This is a genomic window from Frankia sp. AiPs1, assembly GCF_023716945.1.
Classification (GTDB): domain Bacteria; phylum Actinomycetota; class Actinomycetes; order Frankiales; family Frankiaceae; genus Frankia.
In genome coordinates, this window is record NZ_JAMQQF010000101.1 from 1 (window position 1) to 15,052 (window position 15,052).

The following is a 15,052-nucleotide window of genomic DNA, read 5'->3' on the forward strand; positions in this document are numbered from 1 at the left end:
CTGTGGCTCGGCGCGCTGGCCGCCCCGAGCCTGCCGATGGTGCGGTCGTTGTCCGCGGGCCCGCTCGGCACCTGATCCCGTCGCCCGGGCAGGCGCGGGGCGAGCGCCTCGGTGACGAGCCGGCCCCGCTCGTCACCGCCCCGGGTTGCGTCGTGGCGGTCGGCGATTCGGTCGAAGCTCACGGAATCCGCCACCCGTCGAGGCTGAGCCCGCGACGGGTGGTCGGCGATGCCCGCAGGTCACGCCGGGGCGCGATGGCGTAGCGTGCTCGATCGGACCGTCGCCGACGCCGGCCGCGTGACCCGGTGCGCCGGCGGTGCGCCGGCGGTACCGGATCGCGACGGCGGATCCGACCGGACATCGTGAGGGCGAAAGGCCGACATGAGCGCAGTGATCATCGATGGTAAGGCTGTTGCCGCCCGGGTGCGTGCGGACGTGGCCCGGGACGTCGCCGAGTTCCGGGCGGCCACGGGCCGCCAGCCGGGTCTCGCGACGGTCCTGGTGGGCGACGACCCGGCGTCCGCGGTCTACATCGGCGGCAAGCGTCGGTCCTGCGTCGAGGCGGGCATGGCCGACCTGCACCAGCACCTGCCCGCCGACACCCCCCAGGACGAGATCGCCGCGCTGCTGGACTCCCTCGCCGCGGACCCGGCGGTCTCCGGGATCCTGCTGCAGCTTCCCGTCCCCGACGGACTCGACGGCTCGGCTCTGGTCGGCCGGATTCCGCCGGAGAAGGACGTCGACGGCCTGACGACGCCCAGCGTCGGTCTGCTCGCCCGCGGCCTGCCCGGCCTGCGGCCCTGTACCCCGTCGGGGATCATCGAGCTGCTCGACGCGTACGACGTGGAGCTCAGCGGTACCCCCACCGTCGTCGTGGGCCGGTCCGAGCTGGTCGGCCGCCCGGTCGCCCAGCTGCTGGTCGGGCGCAACGCGACCGTCACGATCTGCCATTCCCGCACCCGGGACCTGGCCGCGGTCTGTCGTGGCGCGGACGTGCTGGTCGTCGCCGCCGGGCAGCAGTCGATCATCGGCCCGGACGCGGTGAAGCCCGGAGCGACCGTCATCGACGTCGGTATGCATCGCACCGAGCAGGGCCTGCGCGGTGACGTCGACTTCGATGCCGTGCGCGAGGTTGCCGGCCGGCTCACCCCGGTCCCCGGCGGCGTGGGACCGATGACCATCGCCATGCTGCTGCGCAACACCCTGCTCGCCGCGCGGGCCGCCGCCGAGGTGCGCAGTCTCGTCTGAGCCGGCTGGTTGTGCCGACCAGGAGCCGGCCCCGCGGCCGGGCGGCGGGTCAAGCTATCGAACGATCACGATCGGCCGTTGATCCCGGTTCTGCCATGGCTGGCCGTGCCAAGCCGGGGCCGGCTGCGGGTGCCACCCGTTCGGGTGCCAGCCGTTCCCGCGGTTCCAGTTCTGACGGTCCCAGTTCTGGCGGTTCCAGTTCTGGCGGTCCCAGTTCTGCCGGTCCCAGCCCGGGCGGTTCCAGTTCGGCCGATTCCGGTTCTGGTGATTCCTGTCCTGGGTCGTCCAGTTCTGAGTGCTCCGCGACCATTCGTCCGTGGAGTGCCATTGAGTCGCGGACCGCGGCGGAACGCGGTCGCCGGCCCAGGCGCCTGAAGCCAGCGGCCCCACCGTCATGCAGACCGCCGCCACGGCTGACAGACTGGCGGCGGCAGCTTTCCCCTTCAGTGGTCTTCCCATGATTATCCCCTCATCGAGATTGTCGACCATCTCCTTGCAGGGAAAAGGCTAGCGGCGCGTGGCGCCGACTGGGCGGATTGTCGTCGGCGTGTTCGCGGCAAAGACGGTCGAAAATGTCGCACGCCGCGTTCGCTGCGATTCCAGTGTGGTCTCCTTGGTGTCTCCCGTGATTCTTGGTGAACCTTGGCGGGATGGCTGGAACGTACCGGGAGTATTAGTCGTCAGGGGTGAAATCCGACTTATTCGGGCCCGGCGCTGCTCCGTTTGATCGAGATCAACCGGGTCAGTTCCACAGGGCGGCGTGGCTGGTGCCGTCGGGCCGGAGCACGGAGCCCACGACCTGGCCGAGATTGTTGATTGCCACCGGTTCGGCGGAGCCGCCGAGTTGCACGGTCCGGCCGTGGCGCCAGCGGAAGGATCCGGTGCTCGTCTCCACGACGATGTCACCACGGTCGTTGAGGGCGAGCGGTCGGGCGAAGGAGCCGCCGAAGGTGCCCAGATCGGTCCGGCGGCCCTGGTCCCAGAGCAGGACGTGCCCGGCGTCGGTCACCGGATCGAACGTCGAGCCGACGATCTGGCCGGCGTCGTTGATGGCCAGGGCCTCGCTGAGGGCGATGCGGTCGGGTGCCGCGGCGCCGGGTGTCCGGTCGGCGGGTGCCCGGTCGGCGGGTGCCAGGTCGACGGCGCGGTCGCGCTGCCACAGCATGGCGTGGGTGGTGCCCGCCGGCGTCGTGGCCCAGCCGACGACGTCACCGCGATCATTGATGTCGACAGCACGGCCGTTCGGGCTGGGCAGCGGCACCCAGCGGCCGTGTACCCAGCGGGCGAAGTAGTCGTCGAGGTGATCCTGGCTCCGTACCTCACCCAGGATCCACCCGTTGGCGCTCACCGCGACGGCCGCGCTGGTGTGGCCCGCGGGCGCACCGAGATCGACGGTACGGCCGTCGTTCCAGCTCATCGCGTGCGTCCCGCCGGCGACCGGACCCGTCCCGACCACCTGGCCGCGCTCGTTCTGGTCGACCGGGGTGAAGCCGGGGTCGACCACGGTCCCGTCGGGACGGATCACGAAGCCGGGGGAGGAGAAGCGACCCGGCAGGCTGCCGGCGATCTGCCCGCCATCGTTGATCAGGAAGGGCGCTCGCGCGGTGTCGGGCAGCGCGGTGAGGACACCCCGCGACCAGCGGAATCCATGGCTGTCGAACGAAGAGCTGTAGCCGGAGCCGACGACGTCCCCCCGGTCGTTGATCGAGGCGGCGCTGTTGTGGGTGAGGCCCGGCAGGGCGCCGAGATCGACCGGCTGCACCGGCCCGTCGGGTGCTGCCGCCACCGCCACCCCGGTCGACAGGACGGCCCCGGTCACGGTCATGGTCACCGCCGTCATCACCGTCGCCGCCACCGACACTCTGATCGCCCGCACTGCACTCATCAACGCCTCCCGGAAGGTGGCCGACCGTTGTCACGTCATCGGACACTCTGGGAAGTCAGGCAATCACTCTTCGCGTCGCAGGTAAGGGAGCGACGCGCCGACACGCGCGCTCGCGCGATGCCGTGCCATGAACCTGGCGGTAGAGACGCCATCCCGACTCGACAAGCAGGGGTTCCCCGACCGTTGGAGCGGTGGGCGGACCTGCCTCGCCGTGGGTCAGCCGCCGATGACCTTGCGATAGACGCGCGGGCCGTCGTAGTCGTTGACCGCGAAATGCCAGGTGGCCAGGTTGTCCCAGATCACGAAGTCGCCGGGCTTCCAGCCGAAGCTGACGGTGTAGTTGGGCGAGGACGCATGCGCCAGCAGGAACGGCAGCAGGGCCGCGCCCTCGGCCGGGCCGACGCCGGTCAGCCGCAGCGCCGACGAGCTGAGGAAGAGCCCCTTGCGGCCGGTGTGGCGGTGGGTGCGCACGACCGGGTGCTCGACGGTCTCGGTCACCGGCGGCCGGTGGTAGGTCCCGTCGCCCGGATCGGCGCTGTACACGGCGCTGACGGACTCCAGCAGGTGCTGGAACGGTTCGGACAGGCCGTCGTAGGCCGCCTGCAGATCGGCCCACAGCGTGCGCCCGCCGATCTCCGGAACCACCTGGTAAGTCAGCGATTCGAGGTGGAACGGTGGGGTCCGCCACGTGCCGCCGATGTGCCACGTCGAGGCGCTCCCGGCCTTCTCCAGGTTGAAGGCGTACACCAGCCGATTGTCCTCGTGCCGGTACAGCCACTTCGGGTGGTCGAAAGGCTCGTCGAAAATCCGCACTGCCTGCACGTGCGCGTCGGGCGCGAGGTCCTGATCGCGGAACACGAGGACCTTGTGCTGCCAGAACGCCTCGCGCAGGGCTTCGGCGGTGGCGTCGTCGACGCCACCGGCCAGATCGACGCCGACGACCTCGGCGCCGAGGACGGGGCTGGCCGGGCGGATGTCGTAGGGCGCGGTGTGGGTAACGGTCACCGGGACTCCCTCAAGGTCGAATGTGGCGCGCAAGTGGTGTGACGCGCACGTGGGATGTAACGCTTCGCCGCCCGCCGAACGGGTCAGGGGCGTCGACCTGGTGCCACGACACAGCCCGGCGCCGTCCAGTGCGAAAAACCGGCGCGTTTTCGCCCGCGGCCGGCTGGCGGGCCGGCGGGCCGGCGGGCCTTTTCGGGAGTACGTTTCATGGCGCACTCGGACATTAACTCCGGCGCCCGAAAATCGCAATCCTTGGGGGCTTCACAGACATTCCCCTGCCATGAATGTGTAACATTCTCGCGGGAGATGAGGGCATTTCGCCGCCGTCGGGCGATCGCGGGTTCGCCGGGCGGTGCTCGCCCGGCGCCCCGGTCGCTGGTCGTCAGGTCAGGCGGGAGTCGTCGGCCTTGTCGTAGGTCCGGATCTCGGCCAGGCGGCGGTCACGCAGCTTGGTGGTCCAGGCGGGTTCGGAGAGCAGGGCGCGGCCGAGGCCGACCAGGTCGAACTCGCCGCGGTCGAACAGCTCCAGCAGCGGGGCGAGGCTCAGCGTCGCGGCCGGACCCTCGTCGTCGCCGCGGAAGGCCGTCGGCACGCCGATCGAGCCGATCGCGATGGTGGGCAGGCCGGTGAGGTTCCTGGCCCAGCCGGCCAGGGTGCGCGGCGAGCCGTCGAACGCCGGCTGCCAGTAGCGGCGGGTGGAGGCGTGCAGCGCGGTGACGCCGGCGTCCACGAGCGGGGTGAGCAGCGCCTCGAGTTCAGCGGGGGTCTCGGCGATCCGAGCGTCGTAGTCGCCGCCCTTCCACTGGGAGAACCGGTAGATCACCGGGAAGTCCGGGCCCACCTCGGCGCGGACCGCGGCGACGACCTCGGCCCCGATCCGGGCCCGGTTGGCCAGGCTGCCGCCGTAGCCGTCGACGCGCCGGTTGGTCTGCAACCAGAAGAACTGGTCCAGCAGGTAACCATGCGCCCCGTGCAGCTCGACGCCGTCGAACCCGACCCGGCGGGCGTCGGCCGCGGCGCGCGCGAAGGAGGCGACCACCTCGTCGATCTGCGCGGTGCTGGCCTCGTCGCCGACCACCGTCCCGTCGGGGCGCCGGCCCGACGGGGAGAACACCGCCGCCTGCGGATGCGGCGGAGCACCGGCCGCGCGGCCGGCGCCGAGATGCCACAACTGTGGGACGATCCGGCCGCCCACCGCGTGCACGGCCTCGACGACCCGGCGCCAGCCGGCGAGCGGCCCCTCGCCGTAGAACCGGGGAACCCGCTCGCTGGTCCCGGCGGAGGGATGGTCCACGTAGGTGCCCTCGGTCACGACCAGGCCGAGGTGCGCCGCCCGCCGCGCATAGTAGCCGGCCACGTCCTCGCCCGGCACGCCGTCCGGGGAGAACTGGCGGGTCATCGGCGCCATCACGAAGCGGTTGGCGAGCTCGACGCCGGCCAGGGAGAACGGCGTGAACAGCGGCGCGGCGTCCGTCCCGTCCAGCAGGCGCTCGCTGCTCAACGGGGACGCGGCCACCGCAACACCCGAAGACGCTGCAACACCCGAAGACGCCGCACCGCTCGCAGGCGCCGTGTCGTTCGCAGGCGCCGCGTCAGTCGAAGGCACAGTCATATCGCGTTCAATCCAGGCGCCGGCGCGGATGTTCCGTCAAGGAGGCGGAGGGGTCTGGGATCACCCGCCGACGAGAGCCGACGAGAACGGTGGAAGCGCCGAGCAGGACCGCCGCGCCGCGACCGGCGGAGTCGCCGACCCGGATGGCCGGTCGGCCGGCAATCAGCACGGTCGAACTCCCCGCGCTCACCGGGGATGGTGGATGGGGCGCGGCCGGCGGCGGGAACGCGCCGACGTGGATGTCCGTGACGACCGCCGCCGGCATGCCCGCGATGAGTACGGTCGGAGCGCCGGGCCCGACCAACACGTCGGGAGCGGGTGACGAGTGTCGCCGGAGACCTCAGCCCGCCGTCGGCGTCGGGTGTCGCGGCCGTCGCCGACGTCGTGTGGCGGGATCGGCCGAGTCCGCGCCCGGAAGGGACGCGAAACGGGGTTGAAGAAGGCTCCTGCCCGGTGGCAGGAGAACATCTTCCGGTTCGAGTTCCACCCACCTGGCCGGAATGGCTGGGTGGGGACGAGCACCAGGAGGTGCTGTGTCTACCGCTCGTCCTGCGTAACTTCCGAGGCATGTCCGAGGAGTCGGGTTCGGCGAGGTCGGCGGCCGTGGTCGCGACCGGCACCCGCGGTCGTGCACGCGGGTGTGCCGCACCTCGGCCCGCTGACACACCGCGTCCCACCACCGGTTGACGTTGCGTGGGTCGACGGGGCGGCACACCGCGGTGGTGGACACCATGGTCTGGGGAAGGGCCGCGCCGGGAGCTGACGATCTGGGCGGCGGCGCCCGCGGCCAACGCGACAAAAACGCCCGCGCGGGGCTGGAGATCAGTCGGCCCGCGGACGATGGGATGCTCCAGATGTGGCAAGGCCGACGGACGGCGCAACCGCGCACGAGGATGCGAGCTTCGAGTGGGACTTCTTCATCTCCCACGCGGAGTCGGACGGCGCCTGGGCGGAGTGGATCGCCTGGACGCTGACTGAGGCTGGCTACCGAGTGTCGGACGCGCGGTGAACTCGCGGCGGCCCGTGCGATCTATGAGGACACCCTGCCGCGGCGGCGTAACAGCCTCGGCCCCGCGCACCCCGAGACGCTCGCGACCGCCCACGGCCTGGCCACGACCCTGCGCATGCAGGGCGCCTACGCGGACGCGCAGGCGATCTTCGAGGAGGTACGCACGCTGCTGCGGGAGAGCGTCGGCCCTCTCCATCCGTCGACGCTGACCGTCGCGAACGTGCTGGCGGGCACACTGCGGGACAAAGGGGACCTCGCCGCAGCGAGGGCGATGTTCGCCGAGGTCCGCGACGCCCGCCGCGCGGTCCTCGGCGAGGATCATCCCTCAACGCTGATCACTGCGAACGAGCATGCCGGCGCCCTCGTACGCGCGGGCGATCTCGACGAGGCGCAGGCAGCCTTCGAGGAGGTCATCGCCACGGCGAGGGCCCGGTTCGGCGACGACTATCCGCTCGTCATCGTGGCCAGCTCCAACCTGGGCTCGGTGCTGCGGCTGCGGGGCGACGCGGCGGCGGCGTGCGTTCTGCTCGAGGACGCCGCCGAACGGGCGACCCGGGTGCTCGGTGCCGACAACCCGTCCACGCTGAACGCCGTGGCGTCCCACGCCGGGCTGCTGCACGAGTTGGGCGAGACCCCGGCGGCCCGCTCCGCGCTTACCGACACCCTCGCCCGGGCCGAGCGGGTGCTCGGGATCGATCATCCGGCGACTGTTACTGTCCGCCGAGCGCTCGACACGGTCACTGCCGCAGGGTAGCCCCGCTTTCCTGCTTTGCACAGCTCATCCCTGAATGTGTCAGATTGCGCGGTCCACGGTGCCGTCCGAAAAGACGTTGATGCCGAAGGACTGGTCGAGGGCGGGGATGCCCAGCGCAGCGGCGCCAAGATGGCTGGCCTGCTCGTGCTGGTAGACAGTCGTCGTGGAGCCGCCCAGCTCGTGGTACATCTCGACTGACGGGAACGACGAGGTGTGGCCGATCACGGACAGTCCCCCCTGGGGGTTCGTCGAAAAAGTGATCTCGGCGCGGATCCGCGGAAACCCGTGTACTGTTTCGCGGCTGTTTTCTATGTTCACGTGGAAAGTGGTCGACGTCAGTGGATTCGCCGGGTTTGCGGAAACCGCCTGTGAGCGGGAGAACGTGATGTTGACCCGGTCGGGTGTAAGCGGGACCGGGTTGGTGCATGACGTCCGGTCCGAGTTGCAGGACGGGTTCACGATGATACGGGCCGTGCCGGTATTGTAGTCGACCTCAAGGTAAACGCGATTCTGTGAAGCGCTCATCTTTGGATTGAATCCGCGGTCGTCGCCAGCACCCGTGATACCGAGGATGCCATACGAATTCTGCATGATGAAGAAACCCACCCGGTAGCGCCCGAGCGCAGGATTCACCAGGGTGTCGGACCGCGAAATCTCGCTGGCCGCCGCCCCGGGAGTCGGTACGCTCGTGCCGGTGACACGCGGTGTGGCCACGCATTCGTTTGTGGCCAGACAGTCGCTGCTCGGTGCCGGTGCCGGTGCCGGTGGCGCTGGTGGCTTGGGAGCGAGCGCGGACCCATGGACGAAGGCACTCCAGATCGCCCGATGTCCTGGTGCGTAGATGACCAGGTTTCCGTCGTCCTGAAGTTCGAGATCGGAACCGGGATGGCCGGCGGTGTTCGTGCTCCAGAGCGGACGGTTTCCGGGTGCGATGACCACAAGGTTGCCATCGGGCTGCATACGAAGGATCGAATCACGAGTGTCTGTGCCGGTGGCCCAGATCGGCCGGTTTCCTCGCGCGCGCTGGACGACATTGCCATCCGCCTGCATGGAGAGCGAGTATTCCCCGTTGGATGAACCGATCTGCTCGGTTGGATTTAGTTGTACGCCACCGCTGACGTGTGTTGCGGCGGCCGTCGCAGGAACCTCGCCGATAGATGCAAGACCGCCGGTCCCCAGCAGGACCAGCATGAACAGATAAAACGGTCGCTCCCACGGTCGAAAACCTCTACGTGGCCGCTGCGCCATGGGTGGAGCCTCTCGTCACTGGACGCGACCCCCCGTCACGCCCCTGATCGAAGATCTTCCCTACCGGGGGCGAGTTCTGTCAAGCATGAATAGTCTCGTTATCGGCGTCCACCGGGCCAGAAAGCCGGGAGGCTATTGTCGATCTTGATTTTTGCCGGCTGCGAGTGGTCGCTGCGGCGGGGGTGGGCATGCCGGGGCGACCAGGAATCCGCGGGCGGCGCCTTCCTACCTGCGTGCCTGGGGCATCAGGTCGGTTTTGATGCGATGCCCTCGTAGGCGAAGCCGAGTTAGGCCGTCCCGCGCATCGGATGGGTGTTGGCCGAGGCCAGGGTCAGTCCGGACTGCTGGACCAGGTCGTCGATCCGGCGGTTGAGGTGGCAGCCGCCGGCGATCCTGCTCCAGGTGGGGGTGAGCCGGTCCTGCCAGCGGGCGATGGTGGGGCGGGGTGAGCGGCCGTGCTCGGTGAAGTGCAGGGTGCCGCCGGGCCGCAGGACGCGATGGATTTCGCGCAGTGCCCGTTCGGGGTCGGGGATGGTGCACAGCGTCCAGGTGGTGAGGACGTGGTCGACCGACGCCTCCGGCAGGTGCAGCGCCTGAGGGCGAGATCGACGATGCGGGGCAGCACCTGGTCGTCATAGAAGCCCATCACGACTCCTCATCGGGGGCCTGGGCGGTACCTGCGGAAGGCAAGGCTAGGAGGCTTGTCGGCTCGCGCACCCGACGACGGCCGTGTCCGACACGAGAAAGATAATCATGGCCGCCACCGAGGTCGCCGTGAACCCCGCCCGCCGGCCGGCCCCGTACCTGGGTGGACGACGGCGCCACGCCGCGGCCGCGACCGGCGGACGCGGACGCCGCGGGACGGCTCACCCGGTCGCATCCATGAGAGCCTCGGAAAAATCTGGACGGCGATGTCGAGAACCGATGGCCGGCTCCGTCCCGGGGGAGAACGCCACCGGAGTGGGTCGCACCAGCACCGAGGAGAACCACATGGCCAAGTACCTGCTGCTCAAGCACTACCGCGGCGCCCCGGCCGCGGTCAACGACGTGCCCATGGACCGGTGGACGCCCGAGGAGATCTCGGCCCACGTGCAGTACATGAACGACTTCGCGGCCCGGCTCGAGGGGACCGGCGAGTTCGTCGACAGTCAGGCGCTCGGACCCACCGGGACGTTCGTCCGGTACGACGGCGAGGGCCGCCCGCCGGTCACCGACGGCCCGTTCGCCGAGACCAAGGACGTCATCGCCGGCTGGATGGTGATCGACGTCGACAGCTACGAGCGTGCCGTCGAGCTGGCCGGGGAGCTGTCGGCCGCCCCCGGGGCGGGTGGGAAGCCGATCCACGAGTGGCTCGAGCTGCGCCCGTTCCTGTCCGCATCGCACACCGTCACAGAGTGCCGGCTGAAGTGAACGGACCTCCGCGGGTGGACGAGGTCCTGCTCCGCAGCCTCACGCCGGGCGTGCTGGGGATCCTCGGCCGCCGCGGAGCGGACTTCGCGGCGGCCGAGGACGCCGTGCAGGACGCGCTGGTCGAGGCGATCCGCGCCTGGCCGGCCGACCCGCCGCGGGACCCGAAGGGCTGGCTGGTCACCACGGCCTGGCGCCGGTTCCTCGACGCGACCCGCGCGCAGGCCGCCCGCCGCCGGCGGGAGGATCTCGTCGACGACGAGCCGGCGCCCGGGCCCGCGTCCGCGGTCGACGACACGCTCCAGCTCTACTTCCTGTGTGCCCATCCGTCGCTGACGCCGTCGTCCGCGGTCGCGCTCACGCTGCGCGCCGTCGGGGGGCTGACCACCCGCCAGATCGCCCGGGCCTACCTGGTGCCCGAGGCGACCATGGCGCAGCGCATCAGCCGGGCCAAGCGCACCGTGGCCGGCGTGCGCTTCGATCGGCCCGGCGACGTCGCCACGGTGCTGCGCGTCCTCTACCTGGTCTTCAACGAGGGCTACTCCGGTGACGTCGACCTCGCCGTCGAGGCCATCCGGCTCACCCGGCAGCTCGCGGCCGCGATCGACCATCCGGAGGTGGCGGGCCTGCTCGCCCTCATGTTGCTCCACCACGCCCGGCGCGCGGCCCGGACCGCGCCCGACGGCAGCCTGGTGCCGCTCGCCGAGCAGGACCGACGCCGGTGGGACACCGCGTCGATCGCCGAGGGCGTCGAGATCCTGCAGGCGGCCCTCGCCCGCGACCGCCTCGGCGAGTTCCAGGCCCAGGCCGCGATCGCGGCGCTGCACGCCGACGCGCGCAGCGCTCAGGAGACTGACTGGGTGCAGATCCTCGAATGGTACGACGAGCTCGCGCGCCTGACCGACAGCCCGATCGTCCGGCTCAACCGTGCGGTGGCCGTCGGCGAGGCCGACGGACCGCGCGCCGGCCTGGCGGCACTCGCGGCGCTGGACGACGCACTGCCCCGCCACACCGCGGTGGCGGCGTACCTGCACGAATGCGACGGCGACCTGGCGACCGCGGCACGGCTGTACGGCGAAGCGGCCCACCAGGCACCCACCCTCGCCGAACGCGACCACCTGACCCGCCAGGCCGCCCGACTCAACAACCGCCGGTGTCGTTGACGGGTCGCACTGGTCAGCCCGCCAGGATGGCGATCATGTGGTCGCGGTTGCCGCTGGGGGAGAGGTTGCGGGCGGAGGTGGGTTCGCCTCGGCGGGCTCGCCGACTGGATAGCAGTCCGCGGTCCCGGGTGTGGCGGGTGGAACTTTCAGGCACTGCCGCGGTGGTCAAGCAGCTCGTCGGCGGGCCGGAGGCCACCGAGAGGTACGCCCGCGAGGTGGCTGCCTTGACGCTGGCGTCCCGTATCGACCCGCCGGTGGTGCCGATGCTCCTCGGTACTGATCCGGACCAGCGGGTCCTGGTCCTGGAGTACCTGGAGTACCTGGAGCACCAGCGTCCGCGGGAGGACTGGGTGGTCACCCACGCCGAGGCGTTGGCTCGGCTCCACGGCTGCTCCGGAGTCGAGGACACCGGGGTCCGGCCAGCCTGGTCCGACCCGACCCCGGCCGATATCGGCTCCTTCTTCCGGCTCCTTCTTCGGGCTCGCCCACGCGCTCGGCGTCGACGCCAGCAACTCACCCAGCGCCTCGGAGTCGTCAGCCAGATGACCGCTGACGGTGGCGAGCTGGACTACTCGGCCGTCGCCCTCACCGCTATCTGAGGAAGCCCAGGACTTCGGCGGTCCGTCTGATGTGGGGGTGGTCGGGGCGCAGGGTGCGCTGCTGGCGGGCGAGGGTGTCTTCGGCGAGAGTGCGGGCGGCCTGGTTGTCTCCCAGTTCGGCGAGCAAGGCCGCGAGGACGATAGCCGTGCGCAGGGTGTCGAGATGGTCGGGGCCGAGGGTCCGCTGTTGCCGGGTGAGGATGTCCTTGAACAGAGTGCTGGCGGCTCGGTGTTCGCCAAGTCGGCTGAGTCGGAAGGCGAGCTTCTGGGCTGCGCTAAGGGTGTCGGGATGGTCGGGGCTGAGGAGCTGGCGACGGGCCAGGGTGTCCTCGGCGAGGGTGCGGGCCGCCTGATGGTCTCCCAGCAGGTTCAGCTGGTCGGCAAGGTTGCTGGCCGTGGTCAGGGTGTGGGGGTGGTCGGGGCCGAGGACACGGCGCATCCGCGACAGGGTGTCCTCGGCGAGAGCGCGGGAAGCCTCGTGGTTTCCGAGCGCGCTCAGCCGAGCGGCGAGGCCGTTGGCCGCGATCAGGGTGTGGGGGTGGTCGGGGCCGAGGACACGGCGCATCCGCGACAGGGTGTCCTCGCCGAGAGCGCGGGAAGCCTCGTGATCTCCAAGTGTGCCGAGGTGCAGAGCGAGGTTACTGGCCGTGATCAGAGTGTCAGGATGGTCGGGGCCGAGGACATGGCGCTGGCGGGCGAGGGTGTCCTCGTCCAGCTCGCGCGCGGCCGCAAGCTCCCCCAGCCCGGCCATCTGAATGGCGAGCTTGTGGGCGCAGCTCAAGGTTTCGGGGTGGTCGTCGCCGAGTAGCCGGCGGCAGCGGGTGAGGTTGTCTTCGGCCAGGTCCCGGGCGGCCTGGTGCTTTCCCAGCTCGCCCAGGTGAACGACGAGATTGCCGGCCGTGGTCAGAGTGGTGGGATGGTCGTCGCCGAGGATTCGGCGCATCCGGGGCAGGGTGTCCTGGATGAGGTCGTGGGCGGCCTGATGTTGCCCTCTCTCGCCCAGTGCGAGCGCGTGGTCGTGCGCTGCAACCAGAGTGGTGGGGTGGTCAGGGCCGTGGATGCGGCGCAGCCGGGTCAGGATGTCCTCGTGGTGCGGGAAGGGGTCTGGCTCAGGCGGCCCGCTGTGAGCGACCGTCACCCCGTCGGGCGGGCCGGCGGGGTGCGTGATGCCCCCGGTCCGCGGGGGGTCCGGGTCGGGGCCCGGGCCCCGGGCTGTTGCCTGCATAGCCAGCCAAGTCGCAAGATTGACCGAGGCGAGGGTGTCGGGATGGCTGCTCCCGAGGACTCGGTATCGCCGGGTCATGGTGTCCACGGCCAGCGCGCGCGCAGCCTGGTGATTCCCCGTCGAGTCCAGGTCGATCGCGAGGTTGTGCGCCGAGTGGAGTGTGTCGGGGTGGTCGTCGCCGAGGATGCGGCGACGCCGTGCCAAGGTGTCCTCACCCAGGGTGCAGGCCGTTGGGCGGTCGCCCAACGCGGCGACCCACACGGCGAGGTCGTGTGCCGAGCACAGGGTGCTGGGGTGGTCGTCGCCAAGCACTCTCCGTTGCCGGGCCAGGGTCGCCTCGCCTAGCATGCGCGCAGCCTGGTGCTGCCCCAGCTCCGCCAGAATGACAGCGACGGTCCCCGCCGAGGTCAGGGTGTCCGGATGGTCCTCGCCGAGCAATTTCCGTCGCCGGGCCAGGGTGTCCTCGCCCAAGGCATGCGCAGCCTGGTGCTGTCCCACCGACGCTAGTAGGACAGCGAGGTTGTGCGCGGAGGACAGGATGTCGGGGTGGTCGTCGCCAAGCACTTTCCGTTGCCGGGCCAGGGTGTTCTCACCCAGCCTGCGGCCTGCCTCCCACTTCCCTGTCAGGATCAGACAGTTGGCGAGGTTGGCCGCCGCGCGCAGGGCGACCGGGTGGTCGTCGCCGTGGACCCTGCGTTGCCGGGCCAGCGTGTCCTCGAGCAGCGGCCGCGCCGCCTGCTGCTCCCCGAGGCCATGCAGGGCGGCGGCGAGAACAGTGGTGATGTTCAGGGTGTCGGGGTGGTCGGGGCCGGGCTGGCGGGTCCAGCGTGCGCGGGCGGGGGCGGCCAGAGCGTAGACGGCGGCGGTCTGCCTGACTGCCTCCAGATATCGGCCGGTGTCTACCAGCAGCTGGCGGAACCCGTCGGGTTCGACGACGTCGGTGTGGCTGGCCAGATGGTCGGCGGCGGCGGTGACGTGGGGGGTCAGCACAGCGTAGGCAGCCCAGGCAGCAGGGTTGTCCGGGCTGCCGGGGCGGGCGGTGGCGAGCAGATTCAGCGCTTCGGCGAGGGCCTGGCGTTGATGGCCGGGGTCCTGCCGGGCGCGTAGCAGGGCATGGACGAGGGGGTGGAGCTGCAAGGACGCGCCAACACGTCGCGCGAGCGCATACCGGATGATCATCCCGAGGGTGGGGTAGAGACTCAGCGCGTCGCCGCCGGCGAGCGTTCCGGGCGGCAGGGGCGCGTCGCCGGCGGGGGTCGCGGTAAGCGGGACGGGCGCGGGAGCCAGGAAGGCCAGCAGGTCGAGCAGCCCGGCGGCAGGCGGATGGTCGGCGGCAAGACGGGTGTAGCTGGCGGTGACGGTGGCCGCCAGACTCGGATGGTGCAGGGTCTCCTCGTCGAGCAGAGTGTCGGGTTGCGCGGCGAGGAGGTCGAGGTAGGCGATGAGGGGCATGCCGGTCTCGGCGAGGAAGGCGCCGGCCTGGTCGAGGGCCAGCGGCATGTCCCCGACCGCCGCGGCCAGTCGGTCGGCGTCCGCGTCCCGCATATCGGGGATGTGCCGGCGCAGCAGGGTGACGGACTCGGGGCGGGCGAACATGTCGACCTCGAGAACTCCCCCGGTCGGGGCGATGCGGCGGATCGCCGGGTCCCGGCTGGTCACCAACAGCCGACCCGTTCCCGGCGGGAGCAGATCGGCTACCGCGGCCGGACTGGGGACGCTGTCGTAGACCAGCAGCCAGCCGGACCGGCGGCCCAGCTCGGCTAGGGCGCGTCTGGCCTGACCGGGCAGATCCTCGTCGGCCACGTCAAGCGCGCGGGCCAGGGCGTGTCATTCCATCCGTGTAAGCCGGAGGTGGACCATGATCGATCTACCTTAGATCGGGTAGGTCGGAAAAGGA

Annotated in this window: 11 protein-coding genes and 3 pseudogenes; 6 read left to right on the forward strand and 8 right to left on the reverse strand. The window is 70.8% G+C overall.

The window, feature by feature from the left end; all coding sequences use genetic code 11:
- Nucleotides 1-182, reverse strand: a pseudogene (locus tag ND748_RS34600) (hypothetical protein); the annotation flags it as partial.
- A 199-nt stretch (nucleotides 183-381) separates the two neighbouring features.
- Here ND748_RS34600 and folD point away from each other — a divergent pair.
- A complete protein-coding gene (folD, locus tag ND748_RS12300; protein ID WP_251745924.1) occupies nucleotides 382-1,248 on the forward strand; it encodes a bifunctional methylenetetrahydrofolate dehydrogenase/methenyltetrahydrofolate cyclohydrolase FolD in 867 nt (288 codons plus the stop codon).
- 742 nt (nucleotides 1,249-1,990) lie between these two features.
- Here the strand turns inward: folD and ND748_RS12305 are convergent.
- From ND748_RS12305 to ND748_RS35030, 4 genes and pseudogenes are all read right to left on the reverse strand, one after another.
- The gene (locus tag ND748_RS12305) at nucleotides 1,991-3,133 is read right to left on the reverse strand and encodes a hypothetical protein (RefSeq protein ID WP_251745925.1); all 1,143 of its coding nucleotides are present in this window, start codon (nucleotides 3,131-3,133) and stop codon (nucleotides 1,991-1,993) included.
- 216 nt (nucleotides 3,134-3,349) lie between these two features.
- Entirely contained in the window at nucleotides 3,350-4,138 is a 789-nt protein-coding gene (locus tag ND748_RS12310; RefSeq protein ID WP_251745926.1) for a TauD/TfdA family dioxygenase, read from the reverse strand.
- A 382-nt stretch (nucleotides 4,139-4,520) separates the two neighbouring features.
- Nucleotides 4,521-5,639: an NADH:flavin oxidoreductase gene (locus ND748_RS12315; RefSeq protein WP_251745927.1), complete on the reverse strand. Its 1,119-nt coding sequence runs from the start codon at nucleotides 5,637-5,639 to the stop codon at nucleotides 4,521-4,523.
- A 187-nt stretch (nucleotides 5,640-5,826) separates the two neighbouring features.
- Nucleotides 5,827-6,057: pseudogene (locus ND748_RS35030) on the reverse strand (PAAR domain-containing protein); the annotation flags it as partial.
- Between the two features lie 549 nt (nucleotides 6,058-6,606).
- Here ND748_RS35030 and ND748_RS34605 point away from each other — a divergent pair.
- Both ND748_RS34605 and ND748_RS12325 read left to right on the forward strand, forming a co-directional pair.
- Nucleotides 6,607-6,759, forward strand: a complete 153-nt coding sequence (locus ND748_RS34605; RefSeq protein ID WP_251745928.1) for a toll/interleukin-1 receptor domain-containing protein — start codon at nucleotides 6,607-6,609, stop codon at nucleotides 6,757-6,759.
- Between the two features lie 19 nt (nucleotides 6,760-6,778).
- A complete protein-coding gene (locus ND748_RS12325; protein WP_374215906.1) occupies nucleotides 6,779-7,513 on the forward strand; it encodes a tetratricopeptide repeat protein in 735 nt (244 codons plus the stop codon).
- Nucleotides 7,514-7,552: 39 nt separating this feature from the next.
- Here ND748_RS12325 and ND748_RS12330 read toward each other — a convergent pair whose 3' ends face one another.
- On the reverse strand, nucleotides 7,553-8,704 hold the full coding sequence (locus ND748_RS12330; RefSeq protein ID WP_251745930.1) for a hypothetical protein: 1,152 nt from the start codon (nucleotides 8,702-8,704) through the stop codon (nucleotides 7,553-7,555).
- A 344-nt stretch (nucleotides 8,705-9,048) separates the two neighbouring features.
- Nucleotides 9,049-9,357, reverse strand: a pseudogene (locus ND748_RS12335) (class I SAM-dependent methyltransferase); the annotation flags it as partial.
- A gap of 394 nt (nucleotides 9,358-9,751) precedes the next feature.
- On the opposite strand from ND748_RS12335, the gene ND748_RS12340 reads away from it, so the two are divergent.
- The 3 genes from ND748_RS12340 (at nucleotide 9,752) to ND748_RS12350 (ending at nucleotide 11,930) form a co-directional block, all read left to right on the forward strand.
- Nucleotides 9,752-10,171 (forward strand): YciI family protein, encoded by a 420-nt coding sequence (locus tag ND748_RS12340; RefSeq protein WP_251745934.1) that lies wholly within the window; start codon nucleotides 9,752-9,754, stop codon nucleotides 10,169-10,171.
- A gap of 14 nt (nucleotides 10,172-10,185) precedes the next feature.
- Nucleotides 10,186-11,331: an RNA polymerase sigma factor gene (locus ND748_RS12345; RefSeq protein ID WP_251745931.1), complete on the forward strand. Its 1,146-nt coding sequence runs from the start codon at nucleotides 10,186-10,188 to the stop codon at nucleotides 11,329-11,331.
- A gap of 137 nt (nucleotides 11,332-11,468) precedes the next feature.
- Complete coding sequence (locus tag ND748_RS12350) at nucleotides 11,469-11,930, forward strand: hypothetical protein (protein WP_251745932.1); 462 nt, start codon at nucleotides 11,469-11,471, stop codon at nucleotides 11,928-11,930.
- Here ND748_RS12350 and fxsT read toward each other — a convergent pair.
- Entirely contained in the window at nucleotides 11,923-14,976 is a 3,054-nt protein-coding gene (fxsT, locus tag ND748_RS12355) for an FxSxx-COOH system tetratricopeptide repeat protein (protein WP_285901997.1), read from the reverse strand. The two genes, ND748_RS12350 and fxsT, sit on opposite strands and share 8 nt — an antisense overlap.
- Nucleotides 14,977-15,052: the final 76 nt, after the last annotated feature.